General features: G+C 64.9%; 19 protein-coding genes and 1 pseudogene. 6 read left to right on the top strand and 14 right to left on the bottom strand.

The window, feature by feature from the left end:
• The first annotated feature begins 30 nt into the window (after positions 1–30).
• Positions 31–937, top strand: a protein-coding gene (locus AC5RU7_RS11990) for an IS5 family transposase (protein ID WP_494052406.1) whose coding sequence is annotated in 2 segments (ribosomal slippage) — positions 31–390 and positions 392–937 — 906 coding nt in all. Because the reading frame shifts where the segments join, the coding sequence is not laid out codon by codon here.
• Here AC5RU7_RS11990 and AC5RU7_RS11985 read toward each other — a convergent pair.
• The 8 genes and pseudogenes from AC5RU7_RS11985 to AC5RU7_RS11950 all read right to left on the bottom strand — a co-directional run.
• Positions 934–1,047: pseudogene (locus AC5RU7_RS11985) on the bottom strand (recombinase family protein); the annotation flags it as partial. The gene AC5RU7_RS11990 and the pseudogene AC5RU7_RS11985 overlap by 4 nt on opposite strands.
• 39 nt (positions 1,048–1,086) lie before the next feature.
• Positions 1,087–2,337 (bottom strand): IS256 family transposase, encoded by a 1,251-nt coding sequence (locus AC5RU7_RS11980; protein WP_494052514.1) that lies wholly within the window; start codon positions 2,335–2,337, stop codon positions 1,087–1,089.
• A gap of 959 nt (positions 2,338–3,296) precedes the next feature.
• Complete coding sequence (locus tag AC5RU7_RS11975) at positions 3,297–4,271, bottom strand: hypothetical protein (RefSeq protein ID WP_494052405.1); 975 nt, start codon at positions 4,269–4,271, stop codon at positions 3,297–3,299.
• A 730-nt stretch (positions 4,272–5,001) separates the two neighbouring features.
• Positions 5,002–6,591: an alkaline phosphatase D family protein gene (locus AC5RU7_RS11970; RefSeq protein WP_494052404.1), complete on the bottom strand. Its 1,590-nt coding sequence runs from the start codon at positions 6,589–6,591 to the stop codon at positions 5,002–5,004.
• A gap of 206 nt (positions 6,592–6,797) precedes the next feature.
• On the bottom strand, positions 6,798–7,412 hold the full coding sequence (locus AC5RU7_RS11965; protein ID WP_494052403.1) for a sortase domain-containing protein: 615 nt from the start codon (positions 7,410–7,412) through the stop codon (positions 6,798–6,800).
• Between the two features lie 21 nt (positions 7,413–7,433).
• On the bottom strand, positions 7,434–7,820 hold the full coding sequence (locus AC5RU7_RS11960; protein WP_494052402.1) for an excalibur calcium-binding domain-containing protein: 387 nt from the start codon (positions 7,818–7,820) through the stop codon (positions 7,434–7,436).
• Between the two features lie 774 nt (positions 7,821–8,594).
• On the bottom strand, positions 8,595–9,089 hold the full coding sequence (locus AC5RU7_RS11955) for a GNAT family N-acetyltransferase (protein WP_494052401.1): 495 nt from the start codon (positions 9,087–9,089) through the stop codon (positions 8,595–8,597).
• On the bottom strand, positions 9,086–9,955 hold the full coding sequence (locus tag AC5RU7_RS11950; RefSeq protein ID WP_494052400.1) for a ribokinase: 870 nt from the start codon (positions 9,953–9,955) through the stop codon (positions 9,086–9,088). The genes AC5RU7_RS11955 and AC5RU7_RS11950 overlap by 4 nt, the downstream gene beginning before the upstream one ends.
• Before the next feature lie 151 nt (positions 9,956–10,106).
• Between AC5RU7_RS11950 and AC5RU7_RS11945 the strand changes: the two genes are divergently transcribed.
• Together AC5RU7_RS11945 and AC5RU7_RS11940 are read left to right on the top strand one after the other, a co-directional pair.
• Positions 10,107–11,549, top strand: a complete 1,443-nt coding sequence (locus AC5RU7_RS11945; RefSeq protein WP_494052399.1) for an MFS transporter — start codon at positions 10,107–10,109, stop codon at positions 11,547–11,549.
• A 36-nt stretch (positions 11,550–11,585) separates the two neighbouring features.
• Positions 11,586–12,593 carry a nucleoside hydrolase gene (locus tag AC5RU7_RS11940; RefSeq protein ID WP_494052398.1) on the top strand — a complete coding sequence of 336 codons (1,008 nt, stop codon included), beginning with the start codon at positions 11,586–11,588 and terminating at the stop codon, positions 12,591–12,593.
• Positions 12,594–12,627: 34 nt separating this feature from the next.
• Here AC5RU7_RS11940 and AC5RU7_RS11935 read toward each other — a convergent pair whose 3' ends face one another.
• The 3 genes from AC5RU7_RS11935 to AC5RU7_RS11925 form a co-directional block, all read right to left on the bottom strand.
• Positions 12,628–13,395: a VldE C-terminal domain-containing protein gene (locus AC5RU7_RS11935; RefSeq protein WP_494052397.1), complete on the bottom strand. Its 768-nt coding sequence runs from the start codon at positions 13,393–13,395 to the stop codon at positions 12,628–12,630.
• A gap of 8 nt (positions 13,396–13,403) precedes the next feature.
• A complete protein-coding gene (locus tag AC5RU7_RS11930; protein ID WP_494052396.1) occupies positions 13,404–14,186 on the bottom strand; it encodes a GntR family transcriptional regulator in 783 nt (260 codons plus the stop codon).
• Positions 14,187–14,331: 145 nt separating this feature from the next.
• On the bottom strand, positions 14,332–15,873 hold the full coding sequence (locus AC5RU7_RS11925; RefSeq protein WP_494052395.1) for an alanine/glycine:cation symporter family protein: 1,542 nt from the start codon (positions 15,871–15,873) through the stop codon (positions 14,332–14,334).
• Positions 15,874–16,138: 265 nt separating this feature from the next.
• Between AC5RU7_RS11925 and AC5RU7_RS11920 the strand changes: the two genes are divergently transcribed.
• Together AC5RU7_RS11920 and AC5RU7_RS11915 are read left to right on the top strand one after the other, a co-directional pair.
• Positions 16,139–16,780 carry a class I SAM-dependent methyltransferase gene (locus AC5RU7_RS11920; protein ID WP_494052394.1) on the top strand — a complete coding sequence of 214 codons (642 nt, stop codon included), beginning with the start codon at positions 16,139–16,141 and terminating at the stop codon, positions 16,778–16,780.
• Between the two features lie 57 nt (positions 16,781–16,837).
• Positions 16,838–17,317 carry a hypothetical protein gene (locus AC5RU7_RS11915; protein ID WP_494052393.1) on the top strand — a complete coding sequence of 160 codons (480 nt, stop codon included), beginning with the start codon at positions 16,838–16,840 and terminating at the stop codon, positions 17,315–17,317.
• Between the two features lie 20 nt (positions 17,318–17,337).
• Here the strand turns inward: AC5RU7_RS11915 and AC5RU7_RS11910 are convergent, their stop codons facing one another.
• A complete protein-coding gene (locus AC5RU7_RS11910) occupies positions 17,338–18,141 on the bottom strand; it encodes an alpha/beta fold hydrolase (protein WP_494052392.1) in 804 nt (267 codons plus the stop codon).
• A 59-nt stretch (positions 18,142–18,200) separates the two neighbouring features.
• On the bottom strand, positions 18,201–18,587 hold the full coding sequence (locus AC5RU7_RS11905) for a TfoX/Sxy family protein (protein ID WP_494052391.1): 387 nt from the start codon (positions 18,585–18,587) through the stop codon (positions 18,201–18,203).
• A 282-nt stretch (positions 18,588–18,869) separates the two neighbouring features.
• Between AC5RU7_RS11905 and AC5RU7_RS11900 the strand changes: the two genes are divergently transcribed.
• Positions 18,870–19,073: a cold-shock protein gene (locus AC5RU7_RS11900; protein WP_009372930.1), complete on the top strand. Its 204-nt coding sequence runs from the start codon at positions 18,870–18,872 to the stop codon at positions 19,071–19,073.
• 140 nt (positions 19,074–19,213) lie between these two features.
• Here AC5RU7_RS11900 and ctaD read toward each other — a convergent pair whose 3' ends face one another.
• Entirely contained in the window at positions 19,214–20,962 is a 1,749-nt protein-coding gene (gene ctaD, locus AC5RU7_RS11895; RefSeq protein ID WP_494052513.1) for an aa3-type cytochrome oxidase subunit I, read from the bottom strand.
• Positions 20,963–21,006 lie beyond the last annotated feature (44 nt).

The following is a 21,006-nucleotide window of genomic DNA, read 5'->3' as shown; positions in this document are numbered from 1 at the left end:
AAATTTCGGACTCTGTAGCCGGAATGCTTGATGGGTGTCTCGTACTTCTGTTTTGACCGACGGGCAGGGCAGTGGGCCCGCGTTCAGCCGCTGCTTCCGTCCTCTGTTGGCCGCCGGGGTCGTCCTTTCCGGGACGACCGCCGTGTGGTCGAGGGCATCATCTACCGGTACCGGTGCGGAATCGCCTGGCGGGACGTGCCAGCGGGGTTCGGCCCGTGGCAGACCATCTGGAAGCGTCTCCGCCGCTACAGCGGTGACGGCACCTGGGACACCATCCTCGCGGCGCTGCTGACAACTGCGGATGCCTGCGGTGAAGTCGACTGGTCGATCTCAGTCGACTCGACAGTGAATCGCGCCCATCAGCATGGCACCTACCTTCCCCGCACCACAGGGGGCCAGCTCGAATTACATGAATCTGTTTGCTGAGCCCGACGATCACGCAATCGGACGCTCCCGCGGCGGACCCAGCACCAAAATTCACGCCCTCGTCGACGGTAAAGGCAGACCGCTGGTGCTGCTCATTGCCCCAGGACAAGGCGGAGATGCACCCATGTTCACCCACCTGATGGAGCAGTTGAAGATTGCTCGTTGCCGTCCAGGCAGACGACGCACCCGCCCGGACCGTGTTCGCGGTGACAAGGCATACTCGTCCCGGGCAATTAGGACGCACCTTCGCGACCGCGGCATCATTGCTGTCATCCCGCAACGATCCGATCAGATCGGCCACCGAAAACGACGAGGATCCGCCGGCGGCCGCCCTCCAGCCTTCGACAAGGAAGACTACAAAGGCCGGAACGTCGTCGAACGCAACTTCAACATCTTCAAGCAATGGCGAGCCCTGGCAACCCGCTACGACAAACTCGCCCTCACCTACCGCGGCGGAGCAGTCCTCCGAGCCATCAGCATCTGGCTGACAGCTTTAGGAGACACGCCCTAAGTTGTGGTGCTCTGGCCTGCAGCACGGGCTTGTTGGTGGCGGTAGAGCCTTGCGCGGCTCCAGCGAACGAGACGCGCTGCCTCCTCGGCGGTGCGCCCCTTGGCGCGGGACTGTCCGATAAACGGTGTGTGGAGGCCGGCCGGTTTTCATTATTGAGTGGTTCTTTCGAACCGGCCCGCGAAGGTAATCGCGAACGCGTTTAGCGCAGGCTTCCATCTCATCACCCAGCGTGCCCGGCCACCGCCGGTGGGATCAAGAGATCTGGTAACCAGGTACAGGCATTTCAGGGCAGCGGTTTCATTCGGAAAGTGCCCGCGGGCCCTGACCGCCCTTCGGTAGCGGGCGTTGATCGACTCGATTGCGTTCGTCGTGCAGATCACCCTCCGGATCTCCACGTCATACTCCAGGAACGGCACGAACTCAGGCCACGAGGCTTCCCAGAGCCGCACGATGGCCGGATATCGCTGGCCCCATTCGGCGGTGAACTCCTCGAACCGGTCCTTCGCCGCTTGCTCGGACGGGGCCGTATAGACGGGCTTGAGCGCCTTGACGATGCCGTCGCGGTGCTGGCGTCCGGCGTAGCGGAAGCTGTTGCGGATCAAGTGCACGATGCACTGCTGCACGACCGCACGCTCCCAGGTGGTCGTGATCGCCTCCGGCAGGCCCTTGAGCCCATCGCAGACGGCGATCAACACATCTTGCACGCCGCGGTTCTTCAGCTCGGAGAATACCTGCAGCCAGAACCGTGCACCCTCGCCGCCGTCGCCGGCCCAGATGCCCAGAATCTCCCGCTCCCCGTTGGTGGTGACCCCCATGACGACGTAGAACGGGGTGTTGCGCACCTGCCCGTCACGGACCTTGACCACGACCGCGTCAACGAAGAGCACCGGATAGATCGGATCCAAAGGCCGGGCAGACCATTCGGCCAGTTCCCCGGCGACTTTCTCCGTGATGCGGCTGATGGTGTCCTTGGAGACCTTGGCGCCATAGACCTCTTCGAAGTGGGCTGCGATTTCCCCGGTGGTCAGCCCACGGGCGGAGAGCGAGAGCACGATCTGATCGATCCCGTCCAGCCTCCGTTTCCGCTTGGGAACGATCACCGGCTCGAACGACCCGTCCCGATCCCGGGGCACCTCAATCTCGACCGGGCCGATCTCGGTCAGCACGGTCTTTGACCTGGTGCCGTTGCGCATGTTCGCTGCGACCGGTGTCTGGCCATGCTCGTGCCCGAGGTGCTCGGTCAGCTCGGCTTCCAGTGCCGTCTCGAGCACGTTCCTGGTGAGCTGGTTCAGCAGCCCGCCCGGGCCGACCAGGCTCACGCCCTGTTCCTTGGCCTGCGCGAGCAACCGCTCCGCCAGTTCCTTCTGATCGATGATCTCTCCCGACACAGGATCGATCATCACCCCTGTCATCTCGGTCGTGGACTCCGACACGGCCGTCTCCTTTCGGATCAGGCCGGACCCCACACACCGTTATTCAGACAGTCCCCTTGGCGCGGGCCTTTTGGGCGATTGCGAGTGGATGTTGGTGAAGAGACGACAGGAACGAGAGAAGAAGACGTGCACTGTTTGCCGGCTTTCTTTTCTCGTTCTGCGCCGTGCGCCAAATAGCGCTGCTAAAAGGACGCCATTTATCGCTGACGGTCACACGGAAGGAGTGCCTCTTCGATTTTTTTCGGAGGCTTGCCGAAGGCAGGTGGGAAACGGTCGTTTTTGATGGGGGCCTTCGAGGTTCTCTAGCTTTTGCCAGCCGCTGCCCTGTTCCTGATGGTGTCGACCTTGTTTGGCATTGGTTAAAGAGTGTGCGCCAGAAGTTGGGCTGGTACTCCGGGCGCTGGAATGGATTACCCGGCGGGAGAACCGAGTCGTCTGCGTGGCGATCTGGCGCCGGGGAAACCGGATGCAGAAAAGTCCAGATCGAATCCGTCCGTCGCTCGTGAACCAAAGATTGCCAGTTCCCTAGAGACAGCACGAAGGCCCATCATTATAGGTACAGAGCGCTGCGATTCGAATCGGAGGCTGCCATGATCCAGGCCCTGCTGTGTAAGTTGAACATACGGCACTAATGGCACGTCGAGCATGCTGATGATGCAAGCGTTTATAAACGCTGCCGTCGATGTGGCAAGGATGATGACGAACGCAGCAAGGGAAGAGGAGGCGACTTCAGCCCATGGGCAGGGCCTGCAGGAGGGTGAGGTTACTCAGCAGGCCTAGCTAGTGGTCTCGGTCTCAGTTTGTTTGATTGCTTTCGAGTGCGGAGTATCCGCGGGCCACTTAGCGAGGACTACGGGTCGGTCGTGGCAGCTGCCGCCTCCGTTGGTGGAAGACGGCAGCCGCCGGTATTTAGTGTCGGGCTGAGGTCAGCATTGGTTGCGTCGTTGCTCTGCTGTTGAAGGGTTGTTGTAGCAGGTCCCGCCCTGGCTGCGGACATCCGTAGTAACCATGGGCGCTCCTGGGGCTTCGGTTTCGACGACATCAGGTTCGATGTCCTCCCGGGTCACGGTGACAATCGGTTCCGCGGGAACGGTCGTCGTCGTTACCTCTTCTCTTGTTTCCCCTTCCGTGACCGTGACCACTGGGGTGGTCGGTGCGCACTCGGTGTCCGATTCATCGGGACCGGGACGGGTTCCTGTGGTCACGATTGGAGTACCGGGAACAACTGCCTCAGTTACTAGTGGCGTTCCCGGGGCGGTTGATGTGCTGACTACCGGAGTGCCGGTGGGGGTGGGGATATCGGTGCCGCGGGGGAAGTTGTACGTGGTTGTCGTCGTGGTCGTGCTCGTGGTTGTTGGCTGTGTGGTGGTCGCCGTCCGCTCAGTCTGTTGGGTCGTCACCGTTGCGATCACCGTCTTGTAGGTCGTAGTGGTGCACACTTCACGCTGCTGGGTACCGGTGAAGACTTCGGTGAAAGGGGTTGTCGTGGTAACGAGCGTTTCCCGCGGTTGTGTTGTCGTGATGACACGTTCCTGGGGGGTGGTCGTTGTTGTGACAATCGTTGTGGGGGTAGTCGTAGTGGTGAGAACAGCCCTCTCACACTTCTCCACGGGCCTTGACGACCGATCGTTATTCACTCTTCGGCAGTTTGTGGTCGTCGGGGTTTGAGTGCTCGTTGGCGCTCCCGCCTCGGTCCGGGTTGTGGTGGTTGGGATGCCGGGAACAATGACGTCCTCGCTGACAGCGTCGCCGGCATCGCGCTCTTCCTCGGTGACGTCCGGGGTGCCGGCGCGCTCGGTCCGGACAACAGTCTCTTCACCGACGTTGCGTTCTTCGGTTGTTACGGTGGGGTTTGGCTGCCTCTCTGGCCCGGAGGTGTCGACGGTAACAGGATCGCCCACCGCCCGGTCCTCGCTATAAGTTGTTGTTGGAGTTCCTGATGGAACGTTGGGAGTCACGACAGTGGTCGTGACCGTGCAGATCTGGTTGCTGCCGGTGCCGCTAAGGGTCCCCCCCAAGGCAGTGCAGGCGGCTTGTCGTTCTGCGGGGCCAGCGAAGGCCGGGTTGGTTGGTGCCAATGCGACGACGAGTCCGATCGTTGTCGCGGCCACCATGGTAGACAAACGCATGATGAGCTCTGTTCTTTTAGGAATGGACCCGCGCGCGCGGGATCTGGCGACCCTAACAACCTGAGTAAACAGCGGCAATGGAATAGTGGCCCCCATTCCATATTCGAGTAGCACCCGGACAGAAACCGGTAATAGGCCTGGGCAGTGACCAAGTACTTGATGTGATAAATGAGTACCCGCCCTCGCGTCACGCGGGTAGGAAAGGTCCCAAACAAAACGCACAACGACCACAAGCAAATTGACGCGTGTCTGCCGACAAATGGTCCGCCACACTGCCGGCCCAGGTCGTCGTTCTTCCGCGCGCAGCCCTTGGCTATAAACAACGGATCGTTGCTTCACATCAGCAGGTGGTGCCCGGTCCATAGGTGTGTCTGCAGTCGCAGGGTGGTTTAGGTACGCGCAGGGCCTGATCTCAACGTGGAAAGCCGGAGCATCAAGGCACGGCACATCCACCGAGCAGCACCCGCACCAGCACGCAGGCACAGGAAGGGGCCGAGGAAGGTCAGCCGCGCGACTGCAGCCCGGGCACGCCGTCCTGGATCTTGAAGGAGGCCTTCGTGGAAACGGGCGCGCCCGGCGTGGTGACGTAGTCCAGCACGCGGAAGTCGGCGGTCATCGCGTCCCTGGTGATTTTGGTGTTCACGTAACCGCGGTTGTCGTTGAAGAACTTCAGGTGCGGGTTCCACGCCATGACTGGGTCCGTGGTGGAGCCGGTGCCGTTGCCGGTTGAGGTGATGGAGGTGCAGACCAGCTCCGAGCCGACCACGGGGGAGGCCGGGTCCTTGTAGTCCACCTTGAGGTCGCAGGCCCAGTTGCGGTGCACGTCGCCAGTGAGGACGACGGCGTTGCGCACGTTCGCGTCGATCCAGCCCTGGGTGATGCGGCGGCGGGAGGCGGCGTACCCGTCCCAGCCGTCCATGGAGACGTCGTCGATCTCGGGGGCGGCGTTGCGGTCCCGTTCGGCGAAGAACACCTGCTGGCCCAGGATGTCCCAGCGCTGGGTGGAGTTCCGGAAGCCGTCCAGCAGCCACTTTTCCTGCTCGGCGCCGGTGATGCTGCGGTCCTCGGCGAGGCGCTCCGCCACGTTCTTCTTCCAGCCGTCCCCGGCGAGCTGGTCGTCGCGGTACTGGCGGGTGTCCATCATGTGGAAGTTGGCCAGCTGGCCCCACTGGATGGTGCGGTAGATCTTCATGTCGAACCCGGCCGGTACGGAGGAGGCGCGCAGCGGCATGTTCTCGTAGTAGGCCTGGAACGCGGCCGCCCGGCGCTGGCGGAAACGCTCGGTGGTGTCGTTCATCTGGCCGGCGTCCGTGTTTTCGGGGACCTCGTCCGCCCAGTTGTTGTCCACCTCGTGGTCGTCCCAGACCACCAGCCACGGCGCGATGGCGTGCGCGGCCTGCAGGTCGGCGTCGGACTTGTACTGGGCGTGCCGCTGCCGGTAGCCGGCCAGCGTGACGGTCTCGGGGCCCTGGTGGTCGCGCGGGTTGCCGCCGCCGATCACGTAGCTGTCCTTCTTGTACTCGTAGAGGTAGTCGCCCAAGTGCAGGACCAGGTCCGGGTGGTCCTCGGCCAGGCGGGTGTAGGCGGTGAAGTAGCCGTGCTCGTACTGCGAGCAGCTGGCGAAAGCCATGGCCAGCGCGGCGGGCGTCTCGTGCAGCGCGGGGCTGGTGAGGGTGCGGCCCACCTCGCTGACGTGGCGGCCGCTGCGGAATCGGTAGAAGTATTCCCGGCCGGGCTTGAGGCCCTTGAGCTCCACGTGGACCGAGTGCGCGGTTTCAATCCGGGCCTGCTCGACGCCGCGGGCTACTACAGTGCGCATGTTCCGGTCTTCGGCCACTTCCCACGCGACGGAGACCTGCCGCGACGGCATCCCGCCCAGGCCGTCCTCGGCCAGCGGGTCCAGCGCCAGGCGGGTCCAGATCACGAAGCCGTCCGGCCACGGCTCGCCCGAGGCGATGCCGAGCATGAAGGGGTCGGTGCGGAGACCAGCGTCGTCAGCGGTGGAAACCGCGACGGCGGCACTTGGCAGGGCGGCGACCAGGCTGGCCCCGAGGCCGGCGGAAATGAGGGATCTGCGGGAAATGTTGTCCATGCCTCCGACCGTAGGAAGGCCGGTTGGACAGGTTCTAAGAAGGACATGAACCGGGAATGAACGCTGAGAAGACTGACAGCCGGGCTCTGCGTTGGAGCTCCGTCCCGGGCGTCCACTGGCTTAACCGAACGTTCAAGCTGCTTGCTTTTTGGGTGTACAGCAGGCCCAGCCGAGCGGGGCCCTGCTGCACACGTAAAGAAGGTTATTCATGAAATGAGCTTGGCGTAGACCACGTAGTTGTCGTCGAATTCGCCCGTTTTCGGGTCGTATCCGTCGCACGTGATAAGCCGTAGCTCAGGTCCCTCCGTATTCCCGTAAACCTTTTCCGTCGGAAATTCTGCTTTCAGGTATTGTTCGCCACGGTCAAATGCAAATACGGCGGTTTTACCGTTTTGTGCGGTGACCTTGATGGTGTCACCATTGCCGAGGCTGCGCAGGTCAGCAAACACCCCTGGGCCACCATCAGTAGCGTTGACATGTCCATAAAGGACAGCAGGTCCCACGTCCCCGGGTGTGGGGGAACCGTTGTACCAGGCCGCCGGAGCTCCTGGCGCGTCGGGCGGAACCTCTAATGATCCATCGTCCCGGAGGCCCAAGCTAATCAGCTCAGACCGTGTGCCGGTGGCTGGAATCTCTAGAGAGACCGGAGCGGAAGCCGCTTTCGCATCAGGCGCTGAAGAGGCAGGTGCCGTGGTGGTGATGGTGTCCAGCGCGCCGACAGCCTGCGTCGGGCTGCTGGAGGCGCAGCCAGTAAGAAGTAGCAAAGCGACCGCCGCAGACGCAGCGTGCCATCTGCGACGGTCGCTTTTTGACCTAATCATGTGTATCGGTCAGTCCGAACGCTATGCCTGGCTTGCCATCCGGCGGCGAACGATCACCGTTCCAGTGGCGGCAGCCGCTGCAAGACCTCCGAGCGCAAGGAGCCCTGCGACATTTTCGGTCTCCTGCGGTACGCCAGTAGGCGCGGCACCAACAGGCTTCCTGGCTACCTGGGCCTGGCTCTGCGCAGGAGCCTGGGCAGCCTCGGAGTTCTCGCATCCGATGCCGTCCCCGTCACTGTCAAGATGCGTGCCGTAGCCCGGGCTGCCGGCCGGGATGTTGTACACGCCCACTGCTGCCGCTGCACTGCAGTTCGGGTATGCCCCAACGGTGGCACTGGCCGGGGTTGCTGTCAGCGCTGAAAGACCAACCACTGCCGCCACTGCCAAGATTGATGTGCTCTTCTTCATTGAATCCCCAATCATCTATATAACTTGGAAAGCCGCTCATGACGGCCGAAGGGGAAGCAAAAACACGACGCCCCCACGGCCCTGTTGAAACTGGCTTCAATTTGGCTTCTGCCATGCAAGTTATATCAATGGGGGGCAGTTAAAGTTCAAATATGACGGAGTTCGCCTGAGAAATAAAATGTCGCATTTGCGTAAAAATAATGGATTGTGTAAAAGGCTTTTTACATCCCGGCTCGCCCGCCGGGCATCACCAATCATGCAGAGACGTTTTTCGCAACCCATTTCCAATAGCAGTGGTGGGATGGTGTTGGCCTCCGCGGGTCCATCTGCTTTCCACTTACAGCCTGCGGCGGTTCAGGGCGTCGAACTGCTCCTGCCAGTCGGCCAGGTCCCGGTCCACGTAGCGCCGGTGCGCCTCGTTCCACTTGGGCATGATATCCGGCGTGAGTTCAGGAGCCGGCGGTTTTGGCGCCGGAGGTCTGCGGGCCGGCGGCGCGTTCCGTAGGGGAGCAACCGGCCTGGGTGCGGGCCTGACGTTGCGGTTCGGGCCGGCAATCGCCTGCGGGCGGCTCGCCGGGCTGACGAGACCGGTTATCCAAAGCATGGTCCGGCAGAAGAGCCAGATCACTCCGAAGAAAACGAAGGCGGCGAAAAGGAGGCCGATCCAAAGCAGGATCCCCATAGCTGAGAAGAGCACAACCATGGCCCATTTTATCTTCTGAACCCCGGTTTTGGGGCGGATATCCGGGTCCGGCCGGTTCAAACCGCAAGGCCTTAGAACTCCAGCCGGAACACCCACAGCAGAACGTCCTCGCCCGGCACGTACCAGTCGCGCTCCGGTGCCCGGCGGAAACCCAGGGACTCGTACAGGGCGTGGGCGCGCTCCATGAACGTGGCGCTGGTGATGCTGATCGCCCCGATCTCAGGCAGCGACCGGGCGTGCTCGATCACCCGGCGGACCACGGCCCGGCCCACACCGCCGCCCTGGAGAGCGGGGTCCACGGCGAGCATCCGGAATTCCAGCTCGCCGTCCACCGCGATCTCGCTGTAGGGCTGGCCGGCGAACGTCAGCGTCACCGCCGCAACCACCGACTCGAACCTCTCGGCCACCCAGACCTCGGCGTGCTGGGCCCGGTGTTCCACGTCCTCGAGCACACCCATGTACGGGTGGTCGGCCGCGAAGTGCCCGGCGGAAAGGTAGGCGTCCCGCGTGACCCGCCGGACGTCGTCGTAATCCGCCGGGGCGGCCGGCCGGAACGTCAGAGTCATTGTCCGGCCACGTCCGCCCGCGAAACCCCCGCCATGTAGGAAGCGAGCGGGGCCAACGCCGGCTGGGACGACGGGTCGCCCACGGCATCGGCGCCCACGGCGTTGGCAACGGACAGCGCCGCGGCGTAGTCCAGCCCTGATCCGAGCGCCAGGACCAGGGCGGCGCAGAACGCGTCGCCCGCACCAACGGTGTTCACCACGGTCGCGGCGGCGGCCGGCGCCTCGGCAACCTTGCGCCCGCGCTCGAACATGGCGGACCCCTCGCCGCCGTACGTCACCGCCACGAGCTTCGCATCAGCGAGGGCGGGAATCAGGGCGTACTCGCTCTCGTTGACGATCACCAGGTCGCAGCGCTCCAGCAGTTCCGCCGGCAGGTCCATGGCCGGTGCCGCGTTCAGCACAAAGACACCCTGCGCCTTGCGGGCCGCCTCCTGCACCACGGGCAGGCCCACCTCCAACTGGCACAGCACTGTCTCGTCCGGGCCGAACTCCGCGCCGTCCAACGAGAGGTGCGAGTTGGCGCCCGGGCACACCACAATCTGGTTCTCGCCCTCGCGGTCCACCACGATCAGCGCGGTGCCGGTCGCCTCGGGCAGGACGGCCACGTCGGCGGTGTCGACGCCGGCACCCGCGAGGGCGTCCAGCATCCGCTGGCCCTGCGCGTCCTTGCCCACCGCGCCGACCATGCGCGCTGTCCCGCCGAGCCGCGCAACGGCCGCCGCCTGGTTGGCGCCCTTGCCGCCTGGCTGCTCGGACAGCACGCCGCCGCCGATGGTCTCACCGGCGGTGGGAAGCCGCTCGGCGGTGGCGATCAGGTCCAGGTTGATGCTGCCGACCACGGTGACGGCAGGAAGTCGATTGCTCATGGAAAGTCTCTTTCGGAGGGGTGCCGGAAGCGGCGGGAACAAAATTCAGTGTACGGCATGGGTTGTACTTGTTGGTCATACATGGTTGTATAACAACTCGAATCTTGCCGAAGGAAATGCAAGAACGCCTGCTCGAACAAAGGAGTTTGATGTGAACACCCCAGCCCCGGCGGCCGCCGCACCTCCCGCGGACGCCGCATCCGCCGTCGTCCTTCCCGACGGCGACGCCAAGTTCTCCGGCCGCCGCGCCGCCCTACTGATCTCCACCCTGCTGCTCGGCGTGCTGTCCTTCCAGCTCAACGCCAGCATGGTCACCCCCGCGCTGCCGCAGATCGCCGCCAGCTTCGGCCAGGCAGCCGACGCCGCCGCCCCCGTACAATCCATGTTCTTCCTGGCCGGCGCCATCGCCGGGCCGGTGATTGGCCGGTGGAGCGACTTCATCGGCCGCCGCGCCGCCCTGCTGCTGGTCCTCGGCATCATGGGCGCCGGCACCATCCTCTGCATCACCGCGCCCACGCTGGAACTGCTCATCACCGGCCGGTTCCTCCAGGGCGTCTCCAGCGCGGTCTTCGCCCTGGCCTACATCGTCCTCAGCGAGAACCTGCAGGCAAAGGTGTTCGGGACCTCGGTGGGCATCATCGCCGCCATTAACGGGGGAGTGGGCGGCGTGGACGGCTACGTCGGCGGCCTCATGGCCGAGACGCTCGGCTTCCGGTCCATCTTCGTCGTCGTCCTGGTCCTGACCGCCATCGCCGCCGCCTGCATCATCCGCATGGTCCCGGCCGGGCGTCCGAGCGGCGTCCGCGGCGCCATGGACTGGTGGGGCGCGGGCTCGCTCTCGCTGTTCCTGGTGTTCATCACGTACTTTGTCTCCGGCGGATCCGCCGCCGGCTGGACCGCGCCCGGCACGCTGGCGCTGCTGGCCGCCACCATCGCCTCCTTCGCCGCGTTCTGGTTCATCGAAAAGCGCCGCAGCCACCCGCTCATCGCCGTCCACCACCTGCGCTCCCGCCAGGTGTGGCCGGTCATCGCCACCACCGTCCTCACGCTCGCGGGCATCTTCGCGATCATCAACTTCACCGTGGTGCTGCTCAGCCAGGATGCCGACGGCGGCTTCGGGCTTTCGGCGTCCGTCTCGGCGCTGCTGTTCCTCACCCCCGCCGCGCTGATCGGCGTGTTCGCCGCGCCGCTCGCCGGCTGGCTGGCCGACCGCCGCGGCTGGATCAAAACCCTGCGCGCCGGAACCGGGCTGAGCCTGGCCTGCGCCATCGCCGCGGCCGCCTTCTCCGAGAGCCAGGTGGCGGTACTGGTGGCCGTCGCGGCCCTGGGCATCTTCTACAACGGCTTCTTCCTCACCGCCATCAACGGGCTCTCCGTGCTCCTCTCGCCCAAGGAAGCCCCGGCCGCGCTGCCCGGCATCAACGGCGCCTCCTTCGGCATCGGCGCGAGCCTCGGCGTCGTGCTCGTGGCACCCTTCGCCGCCCTGTCCACGTCCGCGGGGTACGCCACCGCCCTCTGGATCTCGGTGGGCATCACCGCCGCCGCGTTCATCGTCAGCCTCTTCGTCGCCGCCCCCAAGGGCGAGACCGTCTGACCCCTCATTCCCTCCACCGAACCTGAAAGAAGACCCATGACTGCCACCTTCCCGTTCTACCTGGACTGCGATACCGGGATCGACGACGCCCTCGCCCTGGCCTACCTGCTCGCCGCCCCGAACGCCGATCTGGTGGGAATCGGTGCCGTCAGCGGCAACGTCAGTGCCGCCGTCGGGGCCCGGAACACCCTCGACCTGCTCCAGCTCGCCGGCGCCGCGGACATTCCAGTAGCCCTGGGTGCGCACGATCCACAGGCCGGTTCCTTCGGGGGAGGGGCGCCCTGGGTGCACGGGGAGAACGGCATCGGAGAGGTGTCGCTGCCAGCCTCTCCGGCTCCGCTGGCTTCCGAATCCGCGGCGGAGATGCTGGTGCGGCTGGCGCGTACCTATCCCGGAACGCTGCGGGTGCTTGCCATCGGGCCGCTGACCAACATTGCCGAGGCCCTGCGGCTGGAGCCCGCGCTGCCTTCGCTGGTCCACTCCGTGACGGTGATGGGCGGGGCCGCGCTGGCCCCCGGCAACATTACGCCCGTGGCCGAGGCCAATATCCACAACGACCCCGAGGCCGCTTCCCTGGTGCTCGCCGCCGACTGGGATATCACCCTGGTGCCGCTGGACGTGACCATGGCGTCAGTCCTGGAGGAGCACCACCGGCAGGAATTGCTGGCGTCCTCCGCTCCAGTGCCGCGGGCGCTGGGGGAGATGCTGGGCTACTACTTCCGCTTCTACGAGGGCATCTACGGCCGGCCCTGCTCGGCGATGCACGATCCGCTGGCGGCGGCGCTCGCCGTCGGTGCGGTGCAGGCGGCGGTGGCACCGGTGGTGCGTGCCGCCGTCGACACGTCCTCCGGGCCCTCCCGCGGGCAGACGGTCTGCGACATGCGCGGGCTGTATGCCGGCTACCCGCCAGTGACGGGAGCGAGGTGCCGCGTGGTGCTGTCGCTGGAGGAGGACTTCGCGCCGCACCTCGTGGAGACGTTGCTTGGGTTCTTCGAGACTCCAGTGGTTGAGCCTGCCGGATCCCTGGTGGTTGAGCCGGTCTAAACCTCGATTGATGTGGAGGGAAGGGCAAGCTCCCTTAGCCGGGACTTCCGCCCAGCACGTCCACATGCACATGGTCGAGGTGGCGAAGGATCTCGTTGCCGGGTTCAGGTGCGTCGTAGTCCCGCCATTGCGCCCGGGAACTGTGTGCGCTCCAAAACCGGTCGTCGAAGATAACGTACTGGATGTACAGGTCCTCGGCGTGGGCGACGAGCCAGTGAGCCAGTATCCACCCCTGGCGACGGTTCTCCTCAGTCACGGGGCGGAAGAAGATGTCGATGGCCCGGCCGTCGTAGTGCGTGGAGTCCGCCCCGTGGCCCTGATCAACGCCGCCCGGGGCGAATCCGCCCAGGCTTTGGTTGCCGAACACCTCGGTCATTGCTGCGCGCAACTGCTCGGCGCGCGGTGTCAGGCCGGTGGCACCGATGTCTTCTACCGGCAGGTCCCTGGCGGCCGAGCCCCGGCAGGCCAGTGAAGGGCCGGCGCCGCCGGAAGGACCGCCGGCCAGCTGCTCCAGCACCGCCGCGCCGATGCCGGAGGTGTCCGGCGCTGCAACTCCGCGGGCCTGGAGTGCCACCGCTGTTGTGGCCAGCTTCGCTTGGTCCCGGCTCAGCCCCACTTCCCCCTCCGGGGTTTCGACCACGCACTCCGGCCGCCAGAGCAGGGAGCCGTCCTCGGTGCGCAATGCACTGAGTACGCCGGGGCCGAAGAATGCCAGCACTGTTGCGAGCCCTACGAGCAGGAAAACGCTCAAGAGCAGCTGACGCGCACCGTGCTGGCGCCGATCGGTTTTGTTGCCGGTCATCGGCAGCCTTAGGACTGGAACTGCTGCATCACGGAAAGGTGCCCGGCCCGGGCGGAGACCAGGCACTTGGCGAGGTAGAAGGGCCGGTTGTTGTGTCGGACGTACTGGGTGAGGACCAGTACCGGGTCCGATGGGCGCAGGTCCAGCAGCTTTGCCCGGCTCGGCCCTACCTGGCTCAGGCTGATCTGGCACTCGCCCGGCCCGGCTAACCTGCCGAGCTGTTTGTTGAGCCTGGCAAGCAGGGTGCCGGCGCCGTCGTCGTTAATCTCCAGGGGCGCGACGGGGCTCTTACCGAAGTTGATCGGCTGGGCGGTTACGTTTTCCTGCAGGTGCGCGATGGCTTCGCCGTCGCGGATCAGGACGGACTCCCAGAGCCAGCATTCCGTGCCGGGCTCGACGCCGATGCCGGGGGCGACGAATTCGGACGCGGCCTGCCGCACTACCTGGGTTCGTTTGACCTCCACCCGCTGGCCGGGGGAGCCGAGGACGTCCTCAAAGGGCTGGATGCGTTCGATGCCGATGCGGGGGAGGGTGTCCGAGACGAAACGCCCGACGCCGCGCCGCGCCCTGATCAGGCCGTCCTCTTCAAGCAGCATGAGGGCTTCGCGGACAACCGTGCGGCTGACCTTCATGTCGGCGCCTAGCTCGGTTTCGGTGGGGATCATGGAGCCGGGCGTGAGGAGGCCGTTGCGGATGGCCTCGGCGATGCGCGAGTACACGGCAACACGGAGCGGCGAGCCCGATTGGGCGGCCACCGGCTGGGACAGGAACCGGGCGGCGTCCTGGTGCACGTCTGCCTCGCTTTTCAGGTGGATTCGGGGATTCCAGCCTAACAAGTGCTACGCGTTTGTTGGACAAGCCGCCGACGCTAAAAGCAGTAAGGCCGTGCGCCGCGCGCTTCGCGCGGCACACAGCCTTACCCTTACCAGCTGCGGTCTAGCTGCGCGCCGATTCCTTCTCGCGCTCCGCCGGCTTGTAGGACTCCCAGAAGGTCGCCCCGGTGATGCCGAGGGGCCGCGGGTCGAAGACCGGGTCCAGGCCCAGCTTCTGCTGCCGCTCGAAGTCCTTCAGCGCCTTGAAGGCTGGCTTCTGCAGGACCAGGATGCCCACGATGTTCAGCCAGGCCATAAGCCCGACGCCGATATCGCCCATCACCCACGCGTCGGCGGCCGTGTTCACGCAGCCGTAGGCAGCGGCGACGAGGATGGCCACCTGCAGCGAAATGGTGGTCGCGCGGCCCAGGCTGGTCCGCAGGCCGGGAATCATCTTGGCCGAGGAGTTACCCAGGAGGAAGCGCAGGTTGGTCTCGGCCATGTAGTAGTAGGCGATGACGGTGGTCAGGCAGAAGAAGACCAGCGTGATGGCGATGAACGCGGCACCCACACCGGGGAAGACGGAGTCGAATCCGGCCTGGACATACTGCGGCCCGACGACGGCACTCGCCGTCAGCAGTCCGCCCTCGGCGAGGATCTCGCCGTCTTCGCTGCCGCCGGAGAAGATGCGGTAGGCGCCGGTGGAGAGGATCAGGAAGCCGGTGGCCGAGCACACAAACAGCGTGTCGATGTAGACGGCGAAGGCCTGGACCAGGCCCTGCTTTGCCGGGTGCGAGACTTCGGCGGCAGCGGCGGCGTGCGGGCCTGTGCCCTGGCCGGCCTCGTTCGAGTAGACACCGCGCTTGACGCCCCACATCACGGCCAGGCCGATGATGGCGCCGAGGGCCGAGTCCATGCCGAAGGCGCTGCGGAACACCAGCGAGAGGATCTCCGGCAGCTGGGCGGCGTTGATGACGACGACGATCAGGGCGAGGAGGATGTAGCCGGCGGCCATGAACGGCACCACGAATGCAGCAACGCTGGCGATGCGCTTTACGCCGCCCATGACGACGAGTGCCAGGAGGATGACGGAGCCGACGGCCACGGCCCAGGACGGGATGGTCCAGGCGCCGCTGATCGCGGTGGCCATGGAGTTAGTCTGGACACCCGGCATCAGAACGCCGCAGGCAAGGACGGTCACAGCCGCGAAGACGTAACCGTAGACCTTGAAGAAGCCGGCGCCCTTGGTGTGGGCGAATGCACGCGAGAAGTAGTAGGCCGGGCCGCCGCGGTACTCGCCGGTCAGCGGGTCGCGGGTCTTGTACATCTGGCCGAGGGTCGATTCAACGAAGGATGTGGATGCGCCCAGGAAGGCGACCGTCCACATCCAGAACAGGGCGCCCGGTCCGCCGAAGGCGATGGCGGTGGCGACGCCGGCGACGTTGCCGGTGCCGACGCGGCCGGACAGGGACATGGCCAGGGCCTGGAACGAGGAAACGCCCGAGGCGGACTTCTCGCCGTGAACCAGCTGCTGGAACATGCCCTTGACGTGGCGGACCTGAAGGAAGCGTGTCCGGACGGAGAAGTAGACTCCGGTGGCGAGGCAGAGATAGACGAGCCAGTCACTCCAGATCACGTTATTGATGGCTGATAAGGCATCGCTCATAAGTGTGGGTTCCCTCCATAAAGAGCGTGGCTGATGCGGGTGGTGCCTCTGCGCCGCCGTGGATGTCGTGGCGCGCACCACACAAAACCTGTGAAGCATCTCACAAAGTGGCGGGGGAGTCCATTTGGCCCTGCGGCAAGGGGTTACCCGTTCTTGGGGAGGCTGGGACCGCCCTCGTTAATTGGCCCAAAGAGCCTGCCCTGCCGGCACTGCCGTAAGGCGAATAATGGGTGCAGGCGGAAAGGGAGTGGTTGTGGAACCTGAGATGGAGCGTTTTCAGCACCCGCTCTTTGCCCGTGCCTTCGCACGGGGGGTGGAGGAGATGGACCGGCGCGGGGCAACCGAGCACCGCCGGCGCATGCTGGCCGACCTGCGCGGTTCAGTCATTGAGATCGGTGCCGGGACCGGATCCTCCTTTGCGCTGTACCCGCCCACTGTCACCCATGTCCTGGCGCTGGAACCTAACGACTACCTGCGGAACCTGGCCGTGGAACAGGCCGCCACTGCCAGCGTCCCGGTGACTGTGGTCTCCGCGGCTGCGGAGCACATCCCGGCCCGTAGCGGAAGCGCCGACGCCGTGGCTACGAGCCTCGTTCTGTGCAGTGTTGAGGTCCAGGCCGGCGTCCTCGCGGAGATCCGCCGCGTCCTGCGGCCCGGCGGAACCCTGGCCTACTACGAACATGTCCGTTCAGACCGCCCGCTCCTTGCTGCAGCGGAAGACCTGATCACGCCGGTATGGCGGCATTTCATGGGCGGGTGCCACCTCAACCGGGACACGCTCGCGGCGATCAGTGCAGCAGGCTTCACGGTCCAGGACAACGAGCGCTTCCGGTTTGTGGTGCAGCAGCTGAGCCCGCCCCTGACCCACATCCTGGGCACGGCCACGAGCCCTGCACCTCCCGACTGACGCTTGCGCGTCGCGTGGTGAGCTGCACCCGATTGAAGAAGACGGGGGCTTTGGACCTTGGCGGCAGTAGTCACCGCCGCACAGTTCACCGGGAACAGTGCGGCCGGAGCCTTCCTGTTCCTCTTCATGGGTGCGGGGTTCGCAGCCGTCTACCTTCGGGAGCGGGCCAATTGGTGGGCCCTGATCCCGTGCGGCGTGATGCTGACACTGGCACTGATCGTGACGCTCCCGCAGCAGCTGCAGGGCACGCCGGTCGCGGCTGTCCTGTTCCTTGGACTGGCGGCCACGTTCGGTTCGCTGTCCCTCGTCCCGGTCCGGACTGCTGACCGCACAGAACGCATGAAGTGGCCACTGATCCCGGCTGCCGTGCTTGCAGTGCTGGGAGTGATTTTCGCGCTGCAGTCCATGGCACAGCTCATCCCGATGGACTTCGCCGTCCCGGCAGTCATGATCCTCGCCGGGATCGCCCTGATGATATACGCCTACTTCGCCCGTCACGACAGGCAGCACAATATCCAGGGACCCAGCGCCGGCTGACCCGGCGCCCTGAAGTGGTTCTAGGCTGTCCTCGATTCCTCAGCCACGTTCCGTCCACCGGCTTCTTCCTCGGCCAACTCCCAATGCCGCCGGAGCCCTTCGGCGAGCCGCTGGGGTTCGATGCGGTGTGGCGGGTCGAAGTGGTGGCGCCGGGGGAACACTTCCAGGTGGAAGTCCGGGAAGAAGACCCTGGCAAGCCTTGTTGCAACGTCACCGTAGTCGTCCGGATGGCTCAGGCCGCCGAGGGCAAAGAACACCGGGTGGCTGAAGGCGGCCAGCCGGGACCTGTCCAGGTTGTAGTTTTCGAAGGTCCTGAGGAACGCCTTGATGCCTGCCGGCCGCTTGGCCATCCACGGCGGCGGGGGACCAGGCTCCGGCGGCGGAAGGACGACGTCGGGCCTCACCCCGAGCCGCATGAAGGCGGGCAGGAACTCCCCGGGAGAGAGGGCTTCCAGTTGCTTGTACCCCTTCCGGTGCTCTGCGTAGGCTGGGCTCCAGTCCCAGTTCCCCGCCCAGGCCGGCTCGAGCAGCGCCAGGCTCTGCAGCCTGTCGGGGTGTACGGCGGCCAACGCCAGCGCCACGGAGCCGCCACCCGAGTAGCCCGCCAAATGGAACGTGTCCCAGCCGCGCGCATCAGCCTCGCGCAGGACACCGTCGACCTCCGTGTCCAGGGTCCAGTCCGCGGGAGGTTGATCGTCCTTGTAGAGCTCGAGGTCTTTGGCGACCGCCTGGACACCGGGCCCGAGGGCCTCAACCAGGGCCGTGTAGGCCAGGTCTGCGGGCAGGACGGCGCCGGGTAGGAGGATGGCCCGAATCGGTTGCATGGGAAAACCCTACGCCGCAACCGACGGTAAACAAGGGGGGCTTCAGCAGCCGGCTGCCGCTACTTTTTGACGCTCTTCGGCGCCCGGACCTTGGGTTCCTTCGCCGGGAGCGTCGACACGAATTCGTAGGCCTTGGTGACCCAGGCCTTGGCCCGGGCGTCGTCGCCGTCGCCCTCCTCGTTCCACACCTCGGGGAGACCGGAGTAGCCGGCCATGGGGCGGTCGGCCGGGCCGAACGGGACCGTTCGCTCAGAGGATTCCAGTATCACCCGGTCCTCGTCCGAGAGCTTGACGCCGATGGTGGGGCCGAAGAGTCCGGCAAACATGTTGCCGTTGACGAACGCGCCCAGGTTGCCGAACATCGGCTTCACGACGACGCCGGGCTGGTCCGGCACCACCGACCGGAAGCGTTCCTTGGCTTCCTCGCTTGCCTTGGGCATCTCCATGGCTGGTTCCCCCGTTCAAAGAGTGCTGCTCGATGTGAGTGCAGACTATGCCCATTCGCCGGGCTGGTCGAGGGCCCTGCCGGTGCCCTGTGACCTACCCGGCTAGGCAAATCTGAAAAGTCCTGTAGTGTTGAGCCTGTTGTTGTGTTTATGCAGTTGGTAGTTCAGGCAGTACGCGCGGTCGAAAGTCCGTGTTCTTCTGAAGTAGCGGTTTTTGAACACCCCACACCGGAGGGCCCGAAAGTCGGGACGTTCCCTCCACCTTCACGAAGGACAAAAATAATGGCTACTGGCACCGTCAAATGGTTTAACGCTGAAAAGGGCTTCGGCTTCATCTCCCCGGACGACTCCTCGCAGGACGTTTTCGCGCACTACTCCGCGATCAACTCCAACGGTTTCCGCTCCCTCGAAGAGAACCAGAAGGTTTCCTTCGACACCGAGCAGGGCCCCAAGGGTCCCCAGGCCACCAACATCCAGGCTCTCTAATCACTTAGAGTTCCGGGACCGTTAGGTTTCCTGAAGCAGGGTTTGCCGCACAGGCAAGCCCTGCTTCTTTTTAACCCATCCTGCTTTACCTCCGGTGGGACCGCGGAAGATCCTCGGCACGGTTCGGGTTGGCCTGTTCCTCACTCATCAGGGCTTGGGCTACGCACGTCCTTCTCGCCGATATCGGCCGCACCCAGGGCGGCGGCTGCTGCGCTGTGCGTGGGCTCGTGCTCGCGGACGCGGATTTCAGGGTGGTGCAGGTCCAGTGCTGGGCGTTCCGAGCGGATGCGCGGCAGCGACGTGAAGTTGTGCCGCGGCGGCGGGCAGGAGGTTGCCCACTCGAGCGAGGCACCGAAGCCCCAGGGATCGTCCACTTCAACCTTCCGAGTGCTGCGCGCGGTGATGAAGACGTTCCAGAGGAACGGGATGAGCGAGGCACCCAGCAGCATTGACGAAATGGTGGAGAACTGGTTCATCCAGGTGAAGTTGTCCTCCACCAGGTAGTCCGCATAGCGGCGGGGCATGCCTTCCACGCCCAGCCAGTGCTGGATGAGGAAAGTGCCGTGGAAGCCCAGGAAGAGCATCCAGAAGTGGATCTTGCCCAGGCGCTCGTTCAGCATCTTGCCCGTGAACTTGGGCCACCAGAAGTAGAACCCGGCGAACATCGCAAACACCACGGTGCCGAACACCACGTAGTGGAAGTGGGCCACCACGAAGTAGGAATCGGACACGTGGAAGTCCAGCGGCGGGGAGGCCAGGATGATGCCGGTCAGGCCGCCGAACAGGAAGGTGATGAGGAAGCCGATGCTCCACAGCATGGGCGTTTCGAACGTCAGCGAGCCGCGCCACATGGTGCCGATCCAGTTGAAGAACTTCACCCCGGTGGGCACCGCAATCAGCATGGTCATGAACGCGAAGAACGGCAGCAGGACCGAACCGGTGACGTACATATGGTGCGCCCACACCGTCATGGAAAGCGCGGCGATGGAAATCGTGGCGTACACCAGGCCCTTGTAGCCGAAGATCGGTTTGCGGCTGAAGACCGGGAAGATCTCGGACACGATGCCGAAGAACGGCAGGGCGATGATGTACACCTCCGGGTGGCCGAAGAACCAGAACAGGTGCTGCCACAGAATGGGGCCGCCGTTCTCCGGGTTGTAGATGTGTGCACCGAAGCGGCGGTCCGCGCCGAGCGCGAACAGGGCGGCCGCCAGCGGCGGGAACGCCATGATCACCAGCACGGAAGTAATCAAAGTGTTCCAGGTGAAGATCGGCATCCGCCACATGGTCATGCCGGGGGCGCGCATGCAGATGATGGTGGTGATGAAGTTGACCGCGCCGAGAATGGTGCCGAAGCCGGAGAGCGTAAGCCCGAAGACCCACAGGTCCCCGCCCAGCCCCGGACTGAACGTGGTGTTCGACAGCGGGGTGTAGGCGAACCAGCCAAAGGATGCGGCGCCCTGCGGGGTAATGAAGCCGGACACGGCGATGGTGGAACCGAACAGGAAGAACCAGTACGCCAGGGCGTTGAGCCGCGGGAAAGCCACGTCCGGGGCACCGATCTGCAGCGGCATGACGAAGTTCGCGAACCCGGCAAACAGGGGCGTGGCGAACATGAGGAGCATCACGATTCCGTGCATGGTGAACAGCTGGTTGTACTGTTCCTTGGTCTGCAGGATCTGCATGCCGGGCTGGAAGAGCTCTGCCCGGATCAGCAGCGCCATTACTCCGGCCAGGGTGAAGAACAAGAACGACGTGATCAGGTATAGGAACCCGATGGTCTTGTGGTCCGTGGTGGTGATCCAGTTGACCACCACGCGGCCCTTGCTCCGGGGAACGACGGCAGGCGCCGTTACGGATCCTGTACGTGACTGTCCGGTGATGGCCATTTTCCACCTCACAGCTGTTCCTTGCACGGCAGGGCGACCTTGCT

The sequence above is a fragment of the Arthrobacter sp. K410C genome (genome assembly GCF_059090105.1).
Note: the sequence above shows the minus strand (reverse complement) of the source record. Positions and strands in the feature narration are given on the sequence as shown.

Bases quoted from the DNA above. Each gene is read 5' to 3' on its own strand.
- AC5RU7_RS11920 (WP_494052394.1), top strand. From the start codon at position 16,139: ATGGAGCGTTTTCAGCACCCGCTCTTTGCCCGTGCCTTCGCACGGGGG.
- AC5RU7_RS11910 (WP_494052392.1), bottom strand. From the start codon at position 18,141: ATGCAACCGATTCGGGCCATCCTCCTACCCGGCGCCGTCCTGCCCGCA.
- AC5RU7_RS11980 (WP_494052514.1), bottom strand. From the start codon at position 2,337: ATGATCGATCCTGTGTCGGGAGAGATCATCGATCAGAAGGAACTGGCG.
- AC5RU7_RS11960 (WP_494052402.1), bottom strand. From the start codon at position 7,820: ATGAAGAAGAGCACATCAATCTTGGCAGTGGCGGCAGTGGTTGGTCTT.
- AC5RU7_RS11935 (WP_494052397.1), bottom strand. From the start codon at position 13,395: ATGACCGGCAACAAAACCGATCGGCGCCAGCACGGTGCGCGTCAGCTG.
- AC5RU7_RS11950 (WP_494052400.1), bottom strand. From the start codon at position 9,955: ATGAGCAATCGACTTCCTGCCGTCACCGTGGTCGGCAGCATCAACCTG.
- AC5RU7_RS11940 (WP_494052398.1), top strand. From the start codon at position 11,586: ATGACTGCCACCTTCCCGTTCTACCTGGACTGCGATACCGGGATCGAC.
- AC5RU7_RS11900 (WP_009372930.1), top strand. From the start codon at position 18,870: ATGGCTACTGGCACCGTCAAATGGTTTAACGCTGAAAAGGGCTTCGGC.
- AC5RU7_RS11905 (WP_494052391.1), bottom strand. From the start codon at position 18,587: ATGGAGATGCCCAAGGCAAGCGAGGAAGCCAAGGAACGCTTCCGGTCG.
- AC5RU7_RS11925 (WP_494052395.1), bottom strand. From the start codon at position 15,873: ATGAGCGATGCCTTATCAGCCATCAATAACGTGATCTGGAGTGACTGG.
- AC5RU7_RS11965 (WP_494052403.1), bottom strand. From the start codon at position 7,412: ATGATTAGGTCAAAAAGCGACCGTCGCAGATGGCACGCTGCGTCTGCG.
- AC5RU7_RS11970 (WP_494052404.1), bottom strand. From the start codon at position 6,591: ATGGACAACATTTCCCGCAGATCCCTCATTTCCGCCGGCCTCGGGGCC.
- AC5RU7_RS11955 (WP_494052401.1), bottom strand. From the start codon at position 9,089: ATGACTCTGACGTTCCGGCCGGCCGCCCCGGCGGATTACGACGACGTC.
- ctaD (WP_494052513.1), bottom strand. From the start codon at position 20,962: ATGGCCATCACCGGACAGTCACGTACAGGATCCGTAACGGCGCCTGCC.